We start from the raw sequence: 19,209 nt of genomic DNA, 5'->3' as shown, positions 1-19,209 counted from the left end.
CGCGGGAACGCCAGCCAGTGCCTCTTCAACATGCTGACCGCATCCGGTCCACGTTTTCTTGCCACATATCGGGCAGGTCGCAGGTGCACACATCTTGAACTCCTTTCATTTGTCCAGCAGATACTCGGTCGTTCAGCCAGCTAGGGTGCTCGCTTCTCGCTCAGCTATCTGGCGACGCACATCGTCCATATCTAGCGCTCGAGCGTTCTCTATGAGTTGCTCCAGCTGTGGGTCGCGTAGGGCACCAGGCTGCGAGAAGACCAGCACGCCATCACGAAACACCATCAATGTTGGAATCGACGAAATCCGCGCCGACGCGGCTAGCTGTTGCTCAGCCTCCGTATCCACCTTCCCGAACACGATGTCGGGGTGCCGCTGCGCGGCCGCTTCAAACACCGGCGCGAAGCCGATACACGGAGCGCACCATCCAGCCCAGAAGTCGACAACAGTGATGCCACTACCGGTGACGGTGCTCCCAAAATCCTTTAACGTCAAGTCTCGCGTACTCACAATGAACCTCCTTTACCTGCCGAAAAGACGGGAGAAGAAGCACCCACGTCGCACTGCTGCCGCATCAAGTTGCGCCTGCGTATGGCTACCGCCGCACCACTCAGATGCCGGTACTGTTCGCTTAACCGATTGGACATGCTGTCCACATCCGGCCCATGTTGTCTTACCGCAGGTGCGGCATTTCACAGCTCGACACATCATTCACTCCTCGTCACAATTATACCCCCGGGGGTATCTATACTATACCCCATGGGGTATAATGAGTGTCAAGTCTAAAATTGCCGAAAGGAGACGACATGACAACATCACAGACCCGGGATACGCTCACCGACCCAGATGCACAGCACAAGATCGCGAACCGGTTACGCAGGGCACGAGGCCAACTCGACGGAGTAATCAACGCCATTGAAAGCGATGCCCCCTGCCGCGACGTGGTTCAGCAGTTGTCGGCCGTTTCCAAGGCCCTCGACCGCGCCGGTTTCCTCGTCATCTCTACAGCGCTCCGTGAATGCCTCACCGACCCCGATGGGAATGGAGCACCGGACGCCGAAGAACTCGAGAAGCTTTTCCTCTCACTTGCTTGATAGCAACAGCGCAATCCAGAGATTTCGGCTGGATCCCTGAATTCTGATACTCCTTTGGGGTCAGAGTTGAAGACGCTTCCGTAGACGTTCCGCTCGCCAGAGGGTTCCACCCTTTGCGGCGGAACTCCGCTACAGTTCGAACCAAAGTGGAGGTGACTCATTGCTGGGCATCGGAGCTGGCCGTGAGCGGCGCGACGGACAGGTAGCGTGAGCGCAAGCCTCGGCCTCTAGCGCACCTCTGTTCTGCAATGCCCGTTGCATTTTCTACATCATCAACTCACGTGGCCACCGTTTTGGGTAAGTGACCCCTGTTACGCCGTGGTCGGTCGCGGGAGTATGAGGTTTACCGAGGACTGGACTTATCTGACAAGAAGAGCGAACATGCATGCAGTATGGATAGACAGACACAGATTTCACCAGTTCAGGAGATAGTTACCGCACCCAAGCGCGCGGTGATTTACCTGCGTGTGTCAACTGCACGGCAGGCCTCCAAAGGCGACTCGGCGGAGGGATATTCAATTCCGCAGCAGCGGGAGTACTGCTACCGCAAAGCTCAAGAGCTGGGTGCGGAGGTTGTGGAGGAGTTCGTCGACCGTGGAGCGTCAGCACGGTCGGCGAACCGGCCAGAGCTACAGCGAATGCTCGGCTGGCTGAAGGATTCCAAAACTGCAGAAGGCCTGGGCGCTGACTTTGTCATCGTGCACAAGATTGACCGTCTCGCACGTAACCGTGCCGACGACGTGGAGATTATCGCCGCGATTAAGCAGGGCGGTGCCGAGCTGGTGTCGGTGTCAGAGCAGATTGACGATACACCGGGCGGCAAACTCATGCACGGCATCATGGCGAGCCTTGCTGAGTACTATTCAGCCAACCTCTCCACCGAGGCAAAGAAGGGCATGGCCCAAAATGCGAAGAACGGTGGCACGCATGGTGTCGCTCCGATCGGCTACCTCAACTCCGTCGAACGCATCGCTGGGCGTGACGTCAAGACGGTCGTTATTGATGAAGACCGAGCGCACCACGTCATCTGGGCATACGAGGCGTACACGACCGGCGAGTGGAGCATCTCACGGCTGACCGCCGAGCTTGAGGTGCGCGGGCTACGCGGGCGCGAAACCGCCCGCTACCGGTCAAAAGCATTGTCCGAGTCACAAGTGCACCGGCTGCTCAAAAACCCGTACTACCGGGAGCAGATTCTCTACCAAGGGCAGCTGCTGGATGGGGCGCATACGTCACTCGTCCCGGATGGGGTGTGGTTCAAGGTGCAAGATCTCCTCGCTGAACGCAGGCTCCGTGGCGATCGCTCATGGCGACACACGCACCACCTCAAGGGGCTACTCACTTGTGGGCGCTGCGGCAGTCGGATGGGCTATGGGCCAAGTAACGGCAGAGGTGGACAGTATTACTACTTTTTCTGTCTCGGCAGACACACGAAACGCACCACCTGCGACCTGCCGTACATTGAGCAGGGGCGGCTGGAAGCGCATGTGCTGCACATTATCGAGACACAAGTCAGCATCTCGGGGCAGCAAGTTGAGGCTGGGGGCGCACGCGCTCACCAACTCCTTGACGAAGAACTCACAGGTACTGCCGACAAGGCCGCGCAGGCCACCAGGCGCCTAAAGAAGCTGGAACGCGACAAGCAGAAACTCATTGACGCTTACATGGCCGAGGCCATCGCGGCGGAAGACCTAAAGCCACGCCAAGAGGCCATCTCAAGAGAAATGGCCGCGTTGCAGGCACAGGAGGCCGAACACGGAGCGGACGCGGCCAAGCTGCACCAGAGGCTCGATGAAGTGATTGCGATGGCACACGACGCCGCACAGCTTTACAGGGTCGCGCCAGAGAACGCGAAGCAGCACCTGTTGCATGCGCTGTTTGCGCAACTCAAGGTGGAGCTACACGACGAGCACGGCGACCAGGCCACCGTGTCGGCAGCAGAGACCGTCCCAGCGGGCACCGTCACCCTGACCCCTGTTGCCGAGGCCGTGTTGGCCGTCGTGCGCGACGGCGTCGGGCAGACCGGGAGCAGGCAGCAAGAAACCCCCGACAAACTTTCGCTTGTCGGGGGTTCTAACGTTACCTATCTGGCGGAGACGGGGGGATTTGAACCCCCGGTTGAGTTAACCCCAACCCTTCATTAGCAGTGAAGTCCGTTCGGCCGCTCCGGCACGTCTCCTGGTGTAAACACCGTTCCCCACCTTACCGGACGCACCCCGCTCACGAGAAATCGGCGCGGGGGTAAATGTCGGCGTGTCTTCAAACTCGTGCCGCATCCCGCAAATAAAGCGCGAGATGCGGCCGAGCTATCAGGGGCTAGAAGACGGTGCGCCCGAGCGAGCAGGTCGCGCTGCTGGCCTGCTGGCCTGTGATGTTCTCGGGCAGCTTGATCGGGCCCGAATCCTCAACCGGCGCAGGCTCGGCTGCGGGATCGGTCGCAGGGTCAACCGCAGGATCTGGCTCTGCGGCGGGATCGACAGCCGGATCAGTTGCGGGGTCAACCGCAGGATCTGGCTCAGCGGCCGGGTCAACGGCGGGATCGGTCGCAGGGTCAACAGCGGGGTCGCCCTCGCCTTCGACTTCAACGCCTTCGCCCACGCTGGCGACCTCGAACGGCTGGCCGCTCTGAATGACCTCGAACAGGGTCTCGGCGTCAAGGTAGTTCGGCGTCAGGCGACCCTTTTCGTACGGGTGCGAAGACGACGGGTACTGCACAAAGTTGATGCGCTCGAGGTCAATGTCCTTAACGGTTCCAGCCACCGACTGCATGAACTGCACGCTCGCCATATTGCTCGACAGCGTCATATTCTCGACGCCAGCCTTGGCGAGGCCGTACACCTTCACGGGGTCAGAGAGCGTATCGCCGTCTTTCAGCTTGCGCAGCATCGCCGACATGAAGATCTGCTGGTTGCTGATGCGGCTGGTGTCGCCGCCGTCGCCAACGCCGTGGCGGGTGCGCAAGAACTGCAGCGCATCCATGCCCACAAGATTGTTCATGCCCGCGGGCAGATCGAGATCTGCATTCGGGTCAACGATGGGCTGAGCCAAGCACACGTCAACGCCGCCGAGGGCGTTCGAGATGCCAATCACACCGTCAAAGGTGACGAGCCCAGCGTAGGGAATCGGCATGCCGGTCAGCTCAGACAGCGTGGCGGCCACACACGGCAGCCCGCCGTACATCATCGCGCTGTTGAGCTGCTGCTCACTCATCGGCGAGTAGTACTCGGGCTCACCGTTCGGGCCGGGGCAGCTCGGAAACGGCACCATGAGGTCACGCGGAAAGCTGACAACCGTGGCGTTCTGGTGATCGGCCGAGACGTGCAGCATCAGGTTCACATCATTGAGTTCGCCCTCTTCGCCATCATCGATGGCTTGACCCTGCCGCGAGTCTGAGCCCACGAGCAGAATCGTGAGTGCGCCGTCGATTGATTCGGCGCCGGCGCCCACTCCGTTGGGGCCACCCGCGAGTTCGACCGTGCGAATGTCTTTCGCCAGGCCCCACACCGCGTATGACACCGTGGCGACGCCGCTGAGCACCACCACAATTGCGGTCGTCAGCAGGATGCGCAGTGCATTGCTCCAGCTCTTTGACCGGCGCAGTTTGCCGTGACGCACAAACGTTGAACGCTGTGTTCCGTCAGCGAGTTTCTTGCCCATTCAGTATTCCCCGTGCCTATAGATGCGCGATGCGCACATGACCGAGCCTTAAATCTACCCGAATCCACTGTGCACGCCCTGGAATAACAAACATGGCCGCGGTGAATTTCACCGCGGCCATGTGTGTCACTCAGCGTCGAACCAGTATTGGCTTCGCCGCTTACGGGCGATGCGTCAGCGCGTTGCGCCTCCGCTTCGCACCAATCATGAGCGCGATTCCTGCGGCGAGCGCGAGTGCCGCGATCCCCGCTTGTGCGCCTGCGTCGTTCGCGCCGGTCACGGCCAGTGCGGCCTTGGGCGCCGGGGTGACCGTTGCGGGAGGCGTAACCACCGGGGTGGCGACCGGAGGCACCACTGCGGCCGGCGGCACCGGCGTTACGGGAGCCTCAGGCACTACGGGCGGCTCGGGAACCACGGGAGGCTCAGGAACCACGGGCGGCTCGGGAACTACCGGGGGCTCGGGAACTACCGGCGGCTCAGGAACTACCGGCGGGCACTCGGTGACGACTGCCGTTACCGAGCTGGATTCGTCGCCCGAGGTAACGGTCGCCGTGTACTCGCCTGCACCGGCCAGCGGCACCTCTACGGTGAAGTCTGCACTGTCAGCGACGACCTCGACGCTGTAGGTTTCACTGCCGTCGAGTGCGAGGGTCACGAGGTAGGTTTCGCCAACCTGTGCGCCGCTGATGCCTACGGTGCCGGTCTCTTCGATGTCGCCACCGGGTACGGTGCACTCGTCAATTGCGAGCGTGATGCTGGCGGGATCGGGAGTGACCGGGTCGTCGCATGCTGCGAGCGTGAAGCTTTCGCTTGCTTCGAGATCACCCTCGCCGTAGAGCGCCACCTGGTAATCGCCGAGCCCATTGAGCGGTACCGCGTAGGTACCTGAGCCGTCTACGTCTACGGTGGCTGACCACTCACCCGAGGTGACAACCAGTTTCAGGGAATCGCGCCCCTCGGGCACGGTCACTACTGCGGTAAAGCTCGCGGGTGATTCTTCACCTGCTGCAACGCAGTCGGGGGGCGTGATGGTCAGCCCGGGATCGTCGCTAGGATCCGGATCATCAGGAGTCACACAACCGTTATTGAAAATGGCCTGGCCTGCTTCGTCCCAGTTCTGCCCGGGGAACCAGAGCGTTTCACCGTTGTGCTTGTATTCGAACGCCGGAATGATGTCGCGCCCACCCTGGTGACCGGCGTGACCGCTCACGTTGCCGTTCTTATTGGGCGAGTTCATCACCCACTTGCCGGCTTTACCGGTGGCGTGGCAGATCTGTACGTTTTCGCCGGGGTTGTCGTTGCCGTTGCCCTTTGACTCGGTCTTCGGTGCGACTGTCTTCGGCGACTCTGCCTTCGGTGCGTCTGTCTTCGGCTGCTCAGCAGTCTTTGCGAGTGACTTCGCTGCCACGGGCGCAATAGTTTCTTCTGCATCAGACTCATCTGCTGCGGGGGCGGCATCGGTCTCGTCAACTTCGACGGGCACCGGCACAACCACGGGGGCTACCTCTGGCTCGGGAACCACCACTGGTTCGGGAACCACGACGGGCTCGGGCACTACGACCGGCGCAGGTTCCACCACGGGTGCGGGAACCACGACGGGTTCCGGGATCACCACGGGTTCGGGCTCGGGGACCGCGACCGGCTCGGGCGCCGGCTCAGCCAGGGGCGCTGCGGCTGGGGCGGGATCCGGAGCAGCTTCGGGAGCAAGCTCCGCTGCCGGAAGGGCTTCGGTCACAGCGGGCTCGATCGCCGCCGTCACCACCGTGGGATCGGGGGCATCGGCCTGCGCGGCCAACACTCCTGGCCCCATTGTGAGAGCCGCCGCAAACACGATCGCGGCAATGCTGCGACCAGGTCGACGTTGCGACCCGGGCTTACGGCCCGTGTCACGCACACGTGAATTCATCTTCTCCACCAATGCTCATGCGCACGCGTCAGACGCTCGGTGACCGCCCCGTGTGCGCTGTTACCTTAAGTGCAGACTATGGACGGTGGCCAAAATTGACATCGGGGCAAATTACGTATTTGCTGATCGGCGACCCGCGGGGACGCCGCGAGGGAGGCGCACGCCCTAGGCTTAGAGGCATGCGCATCGCCACTTGGAACGTCAACTCGATCCGTACTCGCGTCGGCCGCGTCGTCGACTGGCTCGTTCGCGAAGACATCGACGTACTCGCCATGCAAGAGATCAAGTGCCGCCCCGATCAATTTCCCGTCGAAGCTTTTGAGCGCGCGGGCTACCACCTCGAGCTGCACGGCCTCAACCAGTGGAACGGTGTCGCCTTCGCGAGCCGCCACGAAATGACCGACGTCGCCCGCGAATTCGACGGCATGCCCGGCTTCGGCAAGCCCATCAAGGGACAAGAAGACGTGCAGGGCACCGGCCCCAACGACCTGCCACTCGAGGCCCGCGCCCTCGGCGTGACCGTGGGCGACCTGCGCCTGTGGAGCCTCTACGTGCCCAACGGGCGCGGCATTGACGACCCCCACTTCGCATACAAGCTCGAGTGGCTCGCGGCGCTGCGCCGCAACACCGAGGCGTGGCTTGAAGAGGACCCCGATTTGGCCCTCGCGCTCATGGGCGACTGGAACATCGCTCCGCTCGAAGCCGACATGGGTGACCCCTCGTTCACCGTCGGCAAGTCCACCCACGTCTCTGCCGTCGAGCGCGAGATGTTCGAATCGTTCACGCCGCTCGTGGATGACGTGGTGCGCCCGATCGTTCCCGAGGGATTCACCTTCTGGGATTACAAGGCCGGCCGCTTCCCCAAAGACGAGGGCATGCGCATCGACTTCATCATGGCCGCGCCAGGATTCGCTGACGCCGTCACCGGCGCCTCGATCCACCGCGACGAACGCCGCGGCGATGGCCCGAGCGACCACGTGCCCGTCGTCGCCGACATCGAACCGAGCCTGCTCGGCGGCACCTTTGAGGATGAGTACGACCGCCCCATGGTCTTCTAAGTACACTGGAACACATGGTCGAAACACTGCGCGTCGCCTCCGTCAACGTCAACGGCATTCGTGCCGCATACCGCAAGGGCATGGGTGAGTGGCTTGCCGCTCGCGATGTCGATGTCCTCGCACTGCAGGAGGTGCGAGCCCAAGACGAGCACCTGCAGCAGTTTCTCGGCGATGCCGGCTGGCACTGGCTGCACGATCCGTGCGATATCAAGGGTCGCGCGGGTGTCGCGATCGCGAGCCGTGTGCCCGCCACCGCGCACCGCGTCGGCCTCGGCGCCGCTGATGCGCAAGAGCGCATTCAGTCGTCGGGTCGCTGGATTGAGGCCGACTTTGAGCTGGGCGGCAAGCCCTTCACCGTCATCAGCAACTACACCCACTCGGGTGAGGTGGGCAGCCCCCGCCAGGAAGCCAAGTGGGCCTTCCTTGACGCCATGGGCACCCGCATGAGCGAGCTCGCCGCCGAGGGCGCGCTCGTCTCGATCGTGGGTGACTTCAACGTGGGTCACCGCGAGTTCGACATCAAGAACTGGAAGGGCAACGTAAAGAAGTCTGGGTTCCTGCCCCAGGAGCGCGCCTACTTCGACCGGTTCTTCGGCCCCAAGGGCGAAACCGTGACCGGTGTCGACGGCAGCGAAGGCCCCGGCCTCGGCTGGGTTGACGTGGGTCGCAAGTGGGCCGGCGAGGTTGACGGCCCCTACTCGTGGTGGTCAAACCGCGGCCAGGCGTTCGACAACGACACCGGTTGGCGCATCGATTACCACGTCGTCACCCCCGAGCTCGGTGAGCGCGTCGAGAACTACGTCATTGACCGTGCAGCCTCCTACGACGAGCGCTGGTCAGACCACGCCCCCGTCGTCGTTGACTACCGCGTCTAAAGTCGCTCGCTGGTGACGGCTGGGGCTTGCACCCACCGCCCTCCGGTCGCACCGGCTTCGCCGCCGCTCCTGCCAGACCCAGCCAAGCGGTGAGCGCAAGCCCCAGCCATCGCCACCCCCACTACTTATTCCCATTACCTCTTATACAGAAGAAGCCATCATGACTGAAACGTCCAAGCCCGTCCTTTTTTCTGGCATGCAGCCCTCGAGCGATTCGCTCCAGCTCGGCAACTACATCGGCGCGCTGAGCCAGTGGACCAAAATGCAGGAGGACTTCGACGCGTTCTACTGCGTCGTCAACCTGCACGCGATCACGGTTCCGCAGGATCCGGCAGAGCTCGTGGCCCGCACCCGCCGCACCGCCGCGCAGTACATTGCCGCGGGCATCGACCCCGCGAAGTCGACGCTGTTCGTGCAGTCGCACGTCTCAGCGCACGCCGAACTCGCATGGGTACTCAACACCCTCACCGGGTTTGGTGAGGCCGGCCGCATGACCCAGTTCAAGGACAAGTCGCAGCGCTACGGCGCCGACAGCGCCTCGGTGGGCCTGTTTACCTACCCCGTGCTGATGGCTGCCGATATTCTGCTCTACCAGGCCAATTCGGTGCCCGTGGGCGAAGACCAGCGCCAGCACGTTGAGCTCACCCGCGACCTCGCGACCCGCTTCAACTCACGTTTCGGTGACACGTTCGTGGTACCCGAGGCGCAGATCGCAAAGGGCACCGCAAAGGTCTACGACCTGCAGCTGCCCACCGCAAAGATGTCAAAGTCGGCAGAGTCTGAAGCCGGCCTCATCAAGGTACTCGACCCCGCCAACGTCACCAAGAAGAAGATCATGCGCGCGGTGACCGATGACGAGGGCGAGGTGCGCTTCGATCGCGACGCCAAGCCTGGGGTATCGAACCTCCTCACCATTTACTCGGTGCTCGCAGAGCGCACGATCGATTCGATTGTCGACGAGTACGCGGGTCGCGGATACGGCGATCTGAAGAAGGGTCTCGTTGAGGTGGTTGAGGGCAGCCTCGCCCCCGTGCGCGCACGCACCGAGGAGCTGCTCGCAGACCCCGCCGAGCTCGATCGCCTGCTTGCGCAGGGCGCCGACCGCGCGAACGAGGTTGCCAACCAGACCCTGTCGCTCGTCTACGAGCGCATGGGCCTGCTGCGCTAAGTCACCGCACACCGTTGACGCAATAACCTGCTGCACGCCTGGGGCTTCACCGCCCCAGGCGTTGCTGTATCACCACGCCACGGGGCACGAAAAACATGGACACCGCTCAAACATTGCGGCGTGATTATTCCACAGCTGTTCGCGAATTTCGTAGACTGTGCATATGAGTGACACCGCGGTCTCGTCTTCCCCCACGGGATCCCCTTCCAAACGCAGTTTCGCCCCCGCGCTGCGGGTGATCAGGCGCACCCCGTTCACCACCGTGCTGGTGTTGGCGATGCTGGTCGTGGGCGTTGTTTCGGGGAGCCTGTGGTCGGCCGCGGTCGACCAGCCGTGGTTCTCGGAGGTCGCGACCGGCCTCCCCGCATTTCATGAGGCGCGATGGTGGACGATATTCAGTTCGCCGTTTCTCATGGATCACCCGTGGGTATATCTCGGCATCACTCCGCTGCTGATCGGCGGTGTGGGCTGGGCCGAGTGGCGGTTTGGCACGCTGCGCACCATCGCAATCTTCGCGGCCGGTCACGTGGTCGGCATTTTGGGCGCCGCCGCTATTCTCGCCGCGGTTTCGCAGACCGGATGGCACTGGGCGGTGCACCTCACGACGGTGTCTGACGTTGGCCCCTCGTGCGGAGCTCTCGCCGCGCTCGTGTTTGCGATTGCGACGCTCCCCTCCCCCTGGCGGTTACGCGCCCGCATCGGTGTGGTGCTGTGGGTGGCCATTTCGGTGCTCTACCTGGGCAGGCTGCACGACCTTGAACACGCGGTTGCCATGACCGCAGCGCTCATCGTGAGCGGCATGCTTCCCGCGTTTAGACACCGCGCCGGGCGACCGAGCGAACGCGAATGGCGCCTCCTAGCGTTCTTTGGCATCATTGCCATCGGCGTGATTCAGCTTCTCGACCTGCTCGTTCCGTACGACGGCCCTCTCGGCAAAAACCAGCCAATCGCCTCGTTCATCGACGTGGCCGTCGATGTGGTCGTGATCGCGCTGGTGGCCAATGGGCTACGCCTGGGGTACAAGCTCGCCTGGGCCACCACCCTCGTCTTGGGGTTCTATAACCTGGTCACCGCGGCCATCACTTTCTTCGCGATTCCGCTGCTGATCGAGTGGCGCCTCATCGACGAGCCACTCGATGTGCTCGGTCTCGCGCTCGCGCCCAGCTTGCTGTGGGCCGCGTTGCTGGTCGTGGTCTTTGTCGGACGCGGCGCATTCAGGGTGCCGTGGCGACGCTCCAAACGCGTGCTTGCATCTGATCGTTTGACCCGCGAACAGCTCATTGCGCAGCTCGAGCGCTTTGGCGGGGGCACCATCTCGTGGATGACCACGTGGGATCTGAATCAGCGCATCGCGGCGACCTCGACGACATCTGCCACCGTGACCTCAGCGGCCACCGGAGACTCAGCGGCCCCCGCACTCACCGCAAACACCGCCGCCGTCATTTCAGGGACGACCGCAACTCACGGCGCGATCGCATACCAAGCGCACTCGGGAGTAGCCGTCATGCTCGGCGACCCCATCGTTGCCGCTAGTACCGCGCAGGCCGCGCTCAAGGAGTTCGCGCACACCACGCAGCAGGCAGGCCTCACCCCGTGTGCGTTCTCGGTCAGCTCTGCGGTGGCCGAGGCCCGCCCCCGCGGCTGGCGGTCAGTCATCGTGGCGGAAGACACCATCGTCGATCTACCCGGCCTCGAATTTAAGGGCAAGCCCTGGGGCGCGGTGCGCACTTCTATCAACCGAGCCACCCGCGAGAACATCACGTTTCGTATGGTGCGTCTCTCAGAAGAACCATGGTCGACACTCGCCCAGGTGCGCGCCATTTCTGAGCAGTGGACGGGCGATAAGGGACTCCCCGAGATGCGCTTCACGCTCGGTACGGTCGAGGAAGCGCTTGACCCTCGGGTGCTCGTGGGGATCGCGGTCGATGAGGAGGGCAGTCTGCACGGCGTCACCTCGTGGCTGCCCGTCTACGGCCCCGCAGATACCGTCACGGGCGAACCCCGCATTATCGGCTGGACCCTCGACCTGATGCGGCGCCGAGACGGCGGCTTCGGCCCGGTGATGGAGTTTCTCATCGCCTCCTCGGCTCAGCACTTCTCAGAGCAGGGCTACGAATTTGTGTCACTCTCGGGTGCACCCCTGGTGCGCCCGGCCGATGCCGAGACCGGCCCGATCGACCAGGTGCTCGAACAGTTGGGTGGGCTCATCGAGCCCCTTTACGGGTTCAAGTCGCTGCACCGCTTCAAGCAGAAGTTCAATCCGCGTCACGAGTCACTGCACCTGATCTACCGCGACGAGGGCGATCTGCCGCGCATTGGCATCGCGCTCACGCGCGCCTATCTGCCCGATGCGTCACTGCGCGATCTGGTGGCGTCGGCCACTGCAAAGCCTGAGCCCGCAGCACCCAAACCCGCAGCGCCCAAACCCACAGCTCAGTCAGCGCCCACCGATACCGCGCACCGAGGCACCCCCTGATGGCCTTCGAACAACCCGCCGATCCGGCGCCAACCCCACTCACGAAGCGCCCGCCGCAGACCGAGTCCCCGCTGCATTCCGCGGTCGTGCTCACCACCGCAATCGTAGGCATCCTGATGCAGGTATGGCTCGTGTGGGTGGGCGCCGACCTGCTGTGGGGCCCCGATCACCCCAACGATCCCGACGACCTGACCGTACTGCTCACCTGGTGCATTATTGCGACGGTGTATCTCGGCGCCACGGCGATCACCCTGAGCGTGAAGGCCCAATCACCGCACGCAGATTCGCAGCTCACGCGCACCGTGATCGGGCACCCGCTGTCGCGGCTACTCTCGGTGGTGTTCACCTTTGGGGCCAGCCTCATCGGCCTCGTCGTCGCCATCGACATCATCACCGATCTGGGGCACGACCGGCACGACACCGCGTTCGAAGCGGCGGGGGTGTGGGCCATGATGCTGGCGTGGGTGATGTTCAATTGGGGGTACGCGCGCATCTATTTCTCGCTCTATCACCGCGCCAAGGTGCCCCCGCTGGCCTTCCCCGGCACCGATGATCCGCGGCTGGTGGACTTCGCGTATCTCGCGTTCACCAACGCCACCAACTTCTCGGTGTCAGACGTGCAGGTGCTCTCCACGCGCATGCGGTGGACGATCGTGTGGCACACGACGCTCGCGTTTTTCTTCAACGCGCTCATCATCGGCCTCATCATCAACGTGCTCGCAAACGGCAAACTCCTGGCCGACTTCATCAGCTAGCTCCGTTCGCTTGCACCGAACGGCCTATCGCCCGGGGATGCCGAAGAGCTACGATAGGAAATGTGTTCCGGGGTCGGTGAGAATCCGAACCGGCGGTGATAGTCCGCGAGCGTCGCATCCGCGATGTTGAACCGGTGAAACTCCGGTACCGACGGTGATGGGCAAGTAGGTTTTGCTCTAGTCCGGATGAGAGGAACGCAAGCAGTCGCGAATTGACGCGACTTCTGGCGTACCCGGCATGCAGGAAACGGCGGCCGCCATGCTTGATACAGCACTCATCGAAGACGCGATGCACCGTGCGCTGCGTATCGCGCGCCGCGGCCCCGCCCCCGACGCAAACCCCCAGGTGGGTTGCGTGCTGCTCGATGGCTCAGGCGCGATCGTGGCCGAGGGCTGGCATTTGGGATCCGGATCCCCCCACGCCGAAGCCGCCGCCCTTGCCCGGCTGCCCGAGTCGTGGCGTGCGCGCGCCGGTGAGCTCACCGCCGTAGTGACGCTCGAGCCGTGCAACCACACGGGCCGCACCGGTCCGTGCGCGGTGGCACTGCGCGAGGCCGGCATTGGGGCCGTTGTGTACGCGATGCCCGACCCCGGCGGGGCCTCCTCTGGCGGGGCTTCTGCCGGCGGCGCCGAGACCTTGCGCGCGGCTGGCGTGGCAGTTGAGAGTGGTGTGCTCGCGGCCGAGGCGCGCGAGCTGCTGCGCGATTGGTTAGCCGCGCAGGCCTCGCAGACCGAACAGCCCGAACAGCCGACCGGCCTGCAGCGCCCCCGCGTCATCGTGAAGTGGGCGCAGACCCTTGACGGGCGCGCCGCCGCGGCCGACGGTTCGAGCCAGTGGATCACGGGCCCCGAAGCCCGCGCCGATGTGCACCGCAGGCGCGCCGCCGCCGATGCCATTCTGGTTGGCACGGGCACACTGCTCGCCGACGATCCCAGCCTCACCGCACGCGCCAGCGACGGCAGCCTGTTGGTGCCCGCGGCCGAGCAGCCAATTCCTGTGGTGCTCGGCCGGCGTCCCATTCCCGCGGACGCCCGCATTCATGAGCACCCGGCGCTTGCCGCCCACGGCCGTACCGCCCCGTTGCAGTTCACGGGCGAGGATTTCGCCGCCGACTTTGCCGCACTCGCCGCCCAGGGCATAACGAGCGTGTTCATCGAGGGCGGCCCCGCCATCATCAGTGCGGTGATCGCGGCGGGCCTGGCCGATGAGGCGCTCGTCTATGTCGCCCCGTCGCTGCTCGGGGGCCCGCGGTGTGCGCTGGGAGATCTCGAGATCAGCAGCATCGCCGACATATTGCCCCTCAGGTATGCAACCGTGACCCAGCTCGGCACAGACTGGCTCATCGCGGCAGAGTTCGATTACCGCCCCGGGCAGACCCACGCGCCCACCCCAAACCTTGCGCCCGCGCTTTCCGCAGACCCTGCGGCCGCCCCCGCGCTTTTACCCACACATACTCCGAAGGGAATGTAATGTTTACCGGACTCATTGAGGAGATCGGGGAGATCGTTGCGGTTACCCCTATCGATGACTCACTCAGGCTCACCATCGCGGGCCCGCTCGTCACAAGCGACGCCGATCATGGCGCCTCGATCTGCGTATCGGGGGTGTGCCTCACCGTTATTGACCGCAGCACTCCCGGCCAGTTCACCGCAGATGTGATGGCCCAAACGCTCAACATGTCAACGATCGGCGGGCTCGCTGCCGGGTCGGGCGTGAACCTCGAGCGTGCGGTGCGCATGGACACCAGGCTCGGCGGACACATCGTGCAGGGCCACGTCGATGGCACCGCACGCCTGGTGTCGGTGACCGAGCACGAAGCGTGGCGGGTGCTGCGCTTCGCCGTGGCACACGACATCGCTGCGCTGCTCGTCGATAAGGGCTCAATCACGGTCTCGGGGGTGTCACTGACCGTCTCGAACGTGTCGGCGCCCGAGCAGCCCGAGCACTGGTTCGAGGTCTCACTGATTCCAGAAACCCTCACGGCGACCACGCTCGGCCGCCTCACCGCGGGCGATCTCGTCAATGTCGAGACCGATATTCTCGCCCGCCACGTCGCCCGCATGCTGCGCATGGGGTTCACCCCGGGCACCCCCTCTTCTTCTCCGCTCTCCACCATCCCAACCGAAGGACCCGCATCATGACCGTTTCAGGCATTTCTTCCATTGCCGAGGCCGTCGCCGCCATCAAGGCCGGCCGCCCCGTCATTGTCGCCGACGATGAAGATCGCGAGAACGAGGGCGATGTCATCCTGTCGGCCCAGCTCGCCACCCCCGAGTGGATCGGCTGGGCGGTGCGCTGGTCGTCAGGGCTACTGTGCGCGCCGATGACCGATGAGGTCGCCAACCAACTCGACCTGCCTATGATGGTCGAGCGCAACGAAGACGCCCGCGGCACCGCCTACACGGTGACGGTCGATGCGGCCCAGGGGGTCACCACCGGCATCAGCGCGAGCGATCGCGCCACGACGCTGCGCGCCCTCGCGAACCCCGAAGGTGTGCCGACCGACGTGAATCGCCCCGGCCACATTCTGCCGCTGCGCGCGGTGCCGGGCGGCGTGCGCGCCCGCGCGGGCCACACCGAGGCCGGCGTCGAGCTCATGAAGCTTGCGGGTCTCTCACCCGTCGCCGTGATCGGCGAGATCGTGGCCGAAGACGGCGAGATGATGCGCCTCCCCGGCCTCATCGAGCTCGGGGCCGCCGAGGGCATCCCCGTGATCACCATTGAGCAGCTCATCGAGCACCTCAACGAGGTCGACCCGATCGCCGACGAGAACGGCCAGAGCGGCCAGGCCAGCCAGCACGGCACCGCCGCCACGTCCAGCCAGCGCCGCATCAGCATGCGCGCCCGCACCCTGCTCCCCACCGAGCACGGCGAATTTCAGACGAGCGCCTACCGCGACCGTCGCGCGGGCGTCGATCACCTTGCCCTCGTTGCGAACGCTCCCGATGGCTCGGCACCCGGGGCCGGATCACTCGTGCGCGTGCACTCCGAGTGCATCACTGGCGAGGCATTTGGCTCGCTGAAGTGCGAGTGCGGCCCGCAGCTGCAGGCCTCGATGAAGCTGATCCACGAAAAGGGCGGCGTGCTCGTCTACCTGCGCGGCCACGAGGGCCGCGGCATCGGTCTCGCGAACAAACTGCGCGCCTACCAGCTGCAGGAGCAGGGCGTCGACACCCTCGATGCCAACCTGCAGCTCGGCCTGCCCGGCGACGCCCGCGACTACACCGCGGCCGCAGATATCCTCGCTGACCTGGGTGTTTCCGACATTCGCCTGCTCACCAATAACCCTGACAAGGTCGAGCAGCTGCGCGCGCACGGCATCGAGGTCGCCGAGCGAGTGCCGCTCGTTGTGGGCGTCAATGAGGTCAACATCGGCTACATGTCGGCCAAGCGCGACCGCATGCGGCACGAGCTGCCCACCGACATCACACTGCCGTAACTGCGGCACGGCACACTGCGGCACCGCACCAGCGGCACCCACGGCCAGCCAGCGGCACCGCACCATCACCACACCACGTTTCCCTCACCTAAGGAGTACCCCATGAGCGGAGCCGGAGCTCCAGACCTGTCCGTCGATGCGAGCGGCACCAGGGTCGCCATCATCGCGGGCCACTGGCACGACGAAATCCTCACCCCCATGATCGAGGAGGCCCAGCGCGCGGTCGCCGCGTCGGGCGCCACGGCCGAACTGTTTCGCGTGGCGGGGGCCTTCGAGATGCCCCTCGCCGCGCAGGCCGCGCTCTCAGCGGCCCCGGGAGATGAACCCCGCTTCGACGCGGCCGTGTGCCTCGGCGTGATCGTGCGCGGCGGCACGCCCCACTTCGATTACGTCTGCAACGCGGTCACCGACGGCCTCACGCGCGTGCAGCTCGACACCGGCCGCCCGGTCGGTTTCGGCGTGCTCACCGTCGACACCGAGCAGCAGGCGCTCGACCGTTCGGGCCGCCCCGGCGCCCCCGAATCAAAGGGCCGCGAGGCCGCAGAGGCCGCGCTGCACCTGCTCGCGACCATGCGCGCGATCCGGGGCTAATTCAACAGACACCGCGATGCCGGATCGGGCCGTGCGCCCGCGCACCCCGATTCGGCGCTCGCGGCTCTGCCGCCCAGCAGCCGCCCCGCAGCCACTTCGGGCGAACTGTCAGGGGTGTCGGCCTAGAGTGGGGCCGTGACCGGGCACCCAGAAAACGCACCAGATACCGCGAAGCAGACGGCTGGCGTTGCCGCCTCAGAAGGCGCATCGCGCAGGCGAGGCAAGCGCCCGCAGCCGCAGCATCGCGGCCCGCGCGCCTCGCTGAAGCAGCTGCTGCCGTACTTGTTCGAGCAGCGCAAATTGCTCACGCTCGCCGTGGTCTTTGGGCTCGTCGGTGCCGTAATGTCGCTCGCGCAGCCGCTGCTGCTCGGCCAGCTGATCACCCGCGTTGAAGAGTCACAGCCGCTCGGTTGGCTGCTCGGTGCGCTGTGCATCATCGTGGTCATCGGCGCGGTACTCGGCGGCTTGCAGCACTACGTATTGCAGCGCATGGGCGAGGGTGTGGTGCTCGCCAGTCGCAAGCGCCTCATCGGGCGCATGCTGCAGCTGCCGATCTCTGAGTTCGATCGCCGCCGCACGGGCGACCTTGTGTCGCGCGTTGGCAGCGATACGACGCTGTTGCGCGCGGTGCTGACGCAGGGTTTTGTTGAGGCCATCAGCGGCATGCTCGTGTTCGTGGGTGCTCTCGTGGGCATGCTCGTCATCGATGCCCCGCTGTTTCTCGTCACGTTTGCGGTGATCGTGTCGGCACTCGTCGTGGTCGTCGTCGTGTCGGGCCGCATTCGCCCGGCTGTGGCCCGCTCGCAAGAGAAGGTCGGCGATCTCGCCGCCCAGGTCGACCGCTCGCTCTCGTCGATTCGCACGATTCGTGCCGCCGGAGCCACCGAACGCGAGCAGCGCGCCACCGAGAAGGACGCCGAAGAGGCCTACGTGTTTGGCGTGCGCGTCGCCCGCATCTCGGCGTTCATCGTGCCCGTCTCGTTCCTCGCGATGCAGCTGTCATTTCTCGTCGTCATTGGCCTGGGCGGTTACCGCGTCGCCACCGGCTCAATCGCGATCTCGCAGCTCGTCACGTTCATCATCTTCCTGTTCTTAATGGTGATGCCGCTCGGCCAGGCATTCGGCGCGATCTCGGCGGTGAGCCAGGCGCTGGGTGCGCTCGGCCGTATCCAAGAGATCACCTCGCTGCCCACCGAGACTGAGCACGATGCCGCGCTCTCGCCCACCGGCCGCATTGAGCCGCTGCACGACGCGGGCCTCGCCCCGGCGCTCGAATTCACCGATGTGCACTTCACCTACCGCTCAGCGGCCCCCGCCCGCACTGACGCCCGCGATCTCGTGCGCGGCGGCAGCCGTGGGGCCCGACGCGACGCCGAGGCGGCCCCGGCCGAGCTCGTCGAAACCCCCGTGCTGCACGGGGTGAGCTTCTCGGTGCCGCGCGGCTCACGCGTCGCCCTCGTCGGCCCCTCGGGTGCCGGCAAATCGACCATGCTCGCGCTGATCGAGCGGTTCTACGACCCCGACTCTGGCCAGGTCGCGCTCTACGGCAACGACCTGCGCGCCCTCGACCGCCGCGAACTGCGCGCCCAGTTCGGGTACGTCGAACAAGACGCTGCGGTGCTCGCGGGCTCGCTGCGCGACAACCTCATCCTCGCCGCCCCCGACGCGAGCGATGCCGCGTGCGAGCGCGTGCTGCGCGCGGTGAACCTGGGCTCGCTGCTTGATCGATCCGGATCATCCACCGACACGCAGCCGCGCTCAGATGCGCGGCCCGCTGGCTGGCTGGCGAGCGCGCTCGACATGCAGGTGGGCGAGAACGGCGTGATGCTATCGGGCGGCGAGAAACAGCGCCTCGCGATCGCGCGCGCCCTGCTCACCGCTCCCCCGTTCTTGCTGCTTGATGAGTCGACGGCGAGCCTCGACGGCGTGAACGAACGCCTCATGCGCGAGGCTCTCGATTCGGTGGCCACGGGCCGCACCCTCGTCGTGATCGCCCACCGTCTCTCGACCGTCGTCGACAGCGACAAGATCATTGTGCTCGACGGCGGCCGCGTGGTCGGCGAGGGCACCCACGCCGAGCTCGTCGAGAGCACGCCGCTGTACCGCGAACTCGCGCAGCACCAGCTGCTCGTCGCCGAGGACAGCGCCGACTAGACCCCAAGGCGCCTAGGGCGTGTCTCGTAAAGATT

The 19,209-nt window shown here is 64.9% G+C and carries 15 protein-coding genes, 1 tRNA gene, 1 pseudogene and 1 riboswitch; of the genes and pseudogenes, 12 read left to right on the top strand and 5 right to left on the bottom strand.

The window, feature by feature from the left end:
• Nucleotides 1-132: 132 nt before the first annotated feature.
• Complete coding sequence (locus tag JOF28_RS10110; RefSeq protein ID WP_209705642.1) at nt 133-510, bottom strand: thioredoxin family protein; 378 nt, start codon at nt 508-510, stop codon at nt 133-135.
• Nucleotides 511-806: 296 nt separating this feature from the next.
• On the opposite strand from JOF28_RS10110, the gene JOF28_RS10105 reads away from it, so the two are divergent.
• Nucleotides 807-1,094, top strand: coding sequence for a metal-sensitive transcriptional regulator (locus tag JOF28_RS10105; protein WP_209705641.1), 288 nt, complete (start codon nt 807-809; stop codon nt 1,092-1,094).
• A gap of 392 nt (nt 1,095-1,486) precedes the next feature.
• Nucleotides 1,487-2,578, top strand: a pseudogene (locus JOF28_RS14930) (recombinase family protein); the annotation flags it as partial.
• 414 nt (nt 2,579-2,992) lie between these two features.
• On the opposite strand, the gene JOF28_RS10095 reads toward JOF28_RS14930, so the two are convergent.
• The 4 genes from JOF28_RS10095 to JOF28_RS10080 form a co-directional block, all read right to left on the bottom strand.
• Nucleotides 2,993-3,133, bottom strand: coding sequence for a hypothetical protein (locus JOF28_RS10095; RefSeq protein WP_209705640.1), 141 nt, complete (start codon nt 3,131-3,133; stop codon nt 2,993-2,995).
• A 49-nt stretch (nt 3,134-3,182) separates the two neighbouring features.
• A tRNA-Ser gene (locus JOF28_RS10090) sits at nt 3,183-3,273 on the bottom strand.
• A gap of 137 nt (nt 3,274-3,410) precedes the next feature.
• Nucleotides 3,411-4,751: an LCP family protein gene (locus JOF28_RS10085; RefSeq protein ID WP_209705639.1), complete on the bottom strand. Its 1,341-nt coding sequence runs from the start codon at nt 4,749-4,751 to the stop codon at nt 3,411-3,413.
• Nucleotides 4,752-4,911: 160 nt separating this feature from the next.
• The gene (locus JOF28_RS10080; protein ID WP_209705638.1) at nt 4,912-6,657 is read right to left on the bottom strand and encodes a hypothetical protein; all 1,746 of its coding nucleotides are present in this window, start codon (nt 6,655-6,657) and stop codon (nt 4,912-4,914) included.
• Nucleotides 6,658-6,836: 179 nt separating this feature from the next.
• On the opposite strand from JOF28_RS10080, the gene JOF28_RS10075 reads away from it, so the two are divergent.
• The 10 genes from JOF28_RS10075 (at nt 6,837) to JOF28_RS10030 (ending at nt 19,174) form a co-directional block, all read left to right on the top strand.
• Nucleotides 6,837-7,715, top strand: a complete 879-nt coding sequence (locus tag JOF28_RS10075) for an exodeoxyribonuclease III (protein ID WP_209705637.1) — start codon at nt 6,837-6,839, stop codon at nt 7,713-7,715.
• 14 nt (nt 7,716-7,729) lie between these two features.
• Entirely contained in the window at nt 7,730-8,590 is an 861-nt protein-coding gene (locus JOF28_RS10070; protein ID WP_209705636.1) for an exodeoxyribonuclease III, read from the top strand.
• A gap of 160 nt (nt 8,591-8,750) precedes the next feature.
• Nucleotides 8,751-9,758: a tryptophan--tRNA ligase gene (gene trpS / locus JOF28_RS10065; protein ID WP_209705635.1), complete on the top strand. Its 1,008-nt coding sequence runs from the start codon at nt 8,751-8,753 to the stop codon at nt 9,756-9,758.
• Nucleotides 9,759-9,921: 163 nt separating this feature from the next.
• Complete coding sequence (locus tag JOF28_RS10060) at nt 9,922-12,234, top strand: bifunctional lysylphosphatidylglycerol flippase/synthetase MprF (RefSeq protein WP_209705634.1); 2,313 nt, start codon at nt 9,922-9,924, stop codon at nt 12,232-12,234.
• A complete protein-coding gene (locus JOF28_RS10055; RefSeq protein WP_245189925.1) occupies nt 12,234-12,989 on the top strand; it encodes a DUF1345 domain-containing protein in 756 nt (251 codons plus the stop codon). Before JOF28_RS10060 ends, JOF28_RS10055 begins: the two co-directional genes overlap by 1 nt.
• Before the next feature lie 59 nt (nt 12,990-13,048).
• A riboswitch (FMN riboswitch) is annotated at nt 13,049-13,191 on the top strand.
• A gap of 57 nt (nt 13,192-13,248) precedes the next feature.
• Nucleotides 13,249-14,460 (top strand): bifunctional diaminohydroxyphosphoribosylaminopyrimidine deaminase/5-amino-6-(5-phosphoribosylamino)uracil reductase RibD, encoded by a 1,212-nt coding sequence (gene ribD / locus JOF28_RS10050; RefSeq protein WP_209705633.1) that lies wholly within the window; start codon nt 13,249-13,251, stop codon nt 14,458-14,460.
• Nucleotides 14,460-15,131 carry a riboflavin synthase gene (locus tag JOF28_RS10045; protein ID WP_209705632.1) on the top strand — a complete coding sequence of 224 codons (672 nt, stop codon included), beginning with the start codon at nt 14,460-14,462 and terminating at the stop codon, nt 15,129-15,131. Before ribD ends, JOF28_RS10045 begins: the two co-directional genes overlap by 1 nt.
• A complete protein-coding gene (gene ribB / locus JOF28_RS10040) occupies nt 15,128-16,429 on the top strand; it encodes a 3,4-dihydroxy-2-butanone-4-phosphate synthase (RefSeq protein ID WP_209705631.1) in 1,302 nt (433 codons plus the stop codon). The genes JOF28_RS10045 and ribB overlap by 4 nt, the downstream gene beginning before the upstream one ends.
• Nucleotides 16,430-16,531: 102 nt before the next feature.
• Nucleotides 16,532-17,020 (top strand): 6,7-dimethyl-8-ribityllumazine synthase, encoded by a 489-nt coding sequence (ribH, locus tag JOF28_RS10035; protein ID WP_209705630.1) that lies wholly within the window; start codon nt 16,532-16,534, stop codon nt 17,018-17,020.
• A 135-nt stretch (nt 17,021-17,155) separates the two neighbouring features.
• Entirely contained in the window at nt 17,156-19,174 is a 2,019-nt protein-coding gene (locus JOF28_RS10030) for an ABC transporter ATP-binding protein (protein ID WP_209705629.1), read from the top strand.
• Nucleotides 19,175-19,209: the final 35 nt, after the last annotated feature.

This window comes from Leucobacter exalbidus (assembly GCF_017834145.1).
Taxonomy (GTDB): Bacteria; Actinomycetota; Actinomycetes; order Actinomycetales; family Microbacteriaceae; genus Leucobacter; species Leucobacter exalbidus.
Note: the sequence above shows the minus strand (reverse complement) of the source record. Positions and strands in the feature narration are given on the sequence as shown.

What these genes read in the sequence shown, in the direction of transcription:
- JOF28_RS10080 (WP_209705638.1), bottom strand. Translation starts at nt 6,657, where the DNA reads ATGAATTCACGTGTGCGTGACACGGGCCGTAAGCCCGGGTCGCAACGT.
- JOF28_RS10045 (WP_209705632.1), top strand. Translation starts at nt 14,460, where the DNA reads ATGTTTACCGGACTCATTGAGGAGATCGGGGAGATCGTTGCGGTTACC.
- JOF28_RS10075 (WP_209705637.1), top strand. Translation starts at nt 6,837, where the DNA reads ATGCGCATCGCCACTTGGAACGTCAACTCGATCCGTACTCGCGTCGGC.
- JOF28_RS10055 (WP_245189925.1), top strand. Translation starts at nt 12,234, where the DNA reads ATGGCCTTCGAACAACCCGCCGATCCGGCGCCAACCCCACTCACGAAG.
- ribB (WP_209705631.1), top strand. Translation starts at nt 15,128, where the DNA reads ATGACCGTTTCAGGCATTTCTTCCATTGCCGAGGCCGTCGCCGCCATC.
- trpS (WP_209705635.1), top strand. Translation starts at nt 8,751, where the DNA reads ATGACTGAAACGTCCAAGCCCGTCCTTTTTTCTGGCATGCAGCCCTCG.
- ribH (WP_209705630.1), top strand. Translation starts at nt 16,532, where the DNA reads ATGAGCGGAGCCGGAGCTCCAGACCTGTCCGTCGATGCGAGCGGCACC.
- JOF28_RS10060 (WP_209705634.1), top strand. Translation starts at nt 9,922, where the DNA reads ATGAGTGACACCGCGGTCTCGTCTTCCCCCACGGGATCCCCTTCCAAA.
- JOF28_RS10105 (WP_209705641.1), top strand. Translation starts at nt 807, where the DNA reads ATGACAACATCACAGACCCGGGATACGCTCACCGACCCAGATGCACAG.
- JOF28_RS10085 (WP_209705639.1), bottom strand. Translation starts at nt 4,751, where the DNA reads ATGGGCAAGAAACTCGCTGACGGAACACAGCGTTCAACGTTTGTGCGT.
- JOF28_RS10070 (WP_209705636.1), top strand. Translation starts at nt 7,730, where the DNA reads ATGGTCGAAACACTGCGCGTCGCCTCCGTCAACGTCAACGGCATTCGT.
- ribD (WP_209705633.1), top strand. Translation starts at nt 13,249, where the DNA reads ATGCTTGATACAGCACTCATCGAAGACGCGATGCACCGTGCGCTGCGT.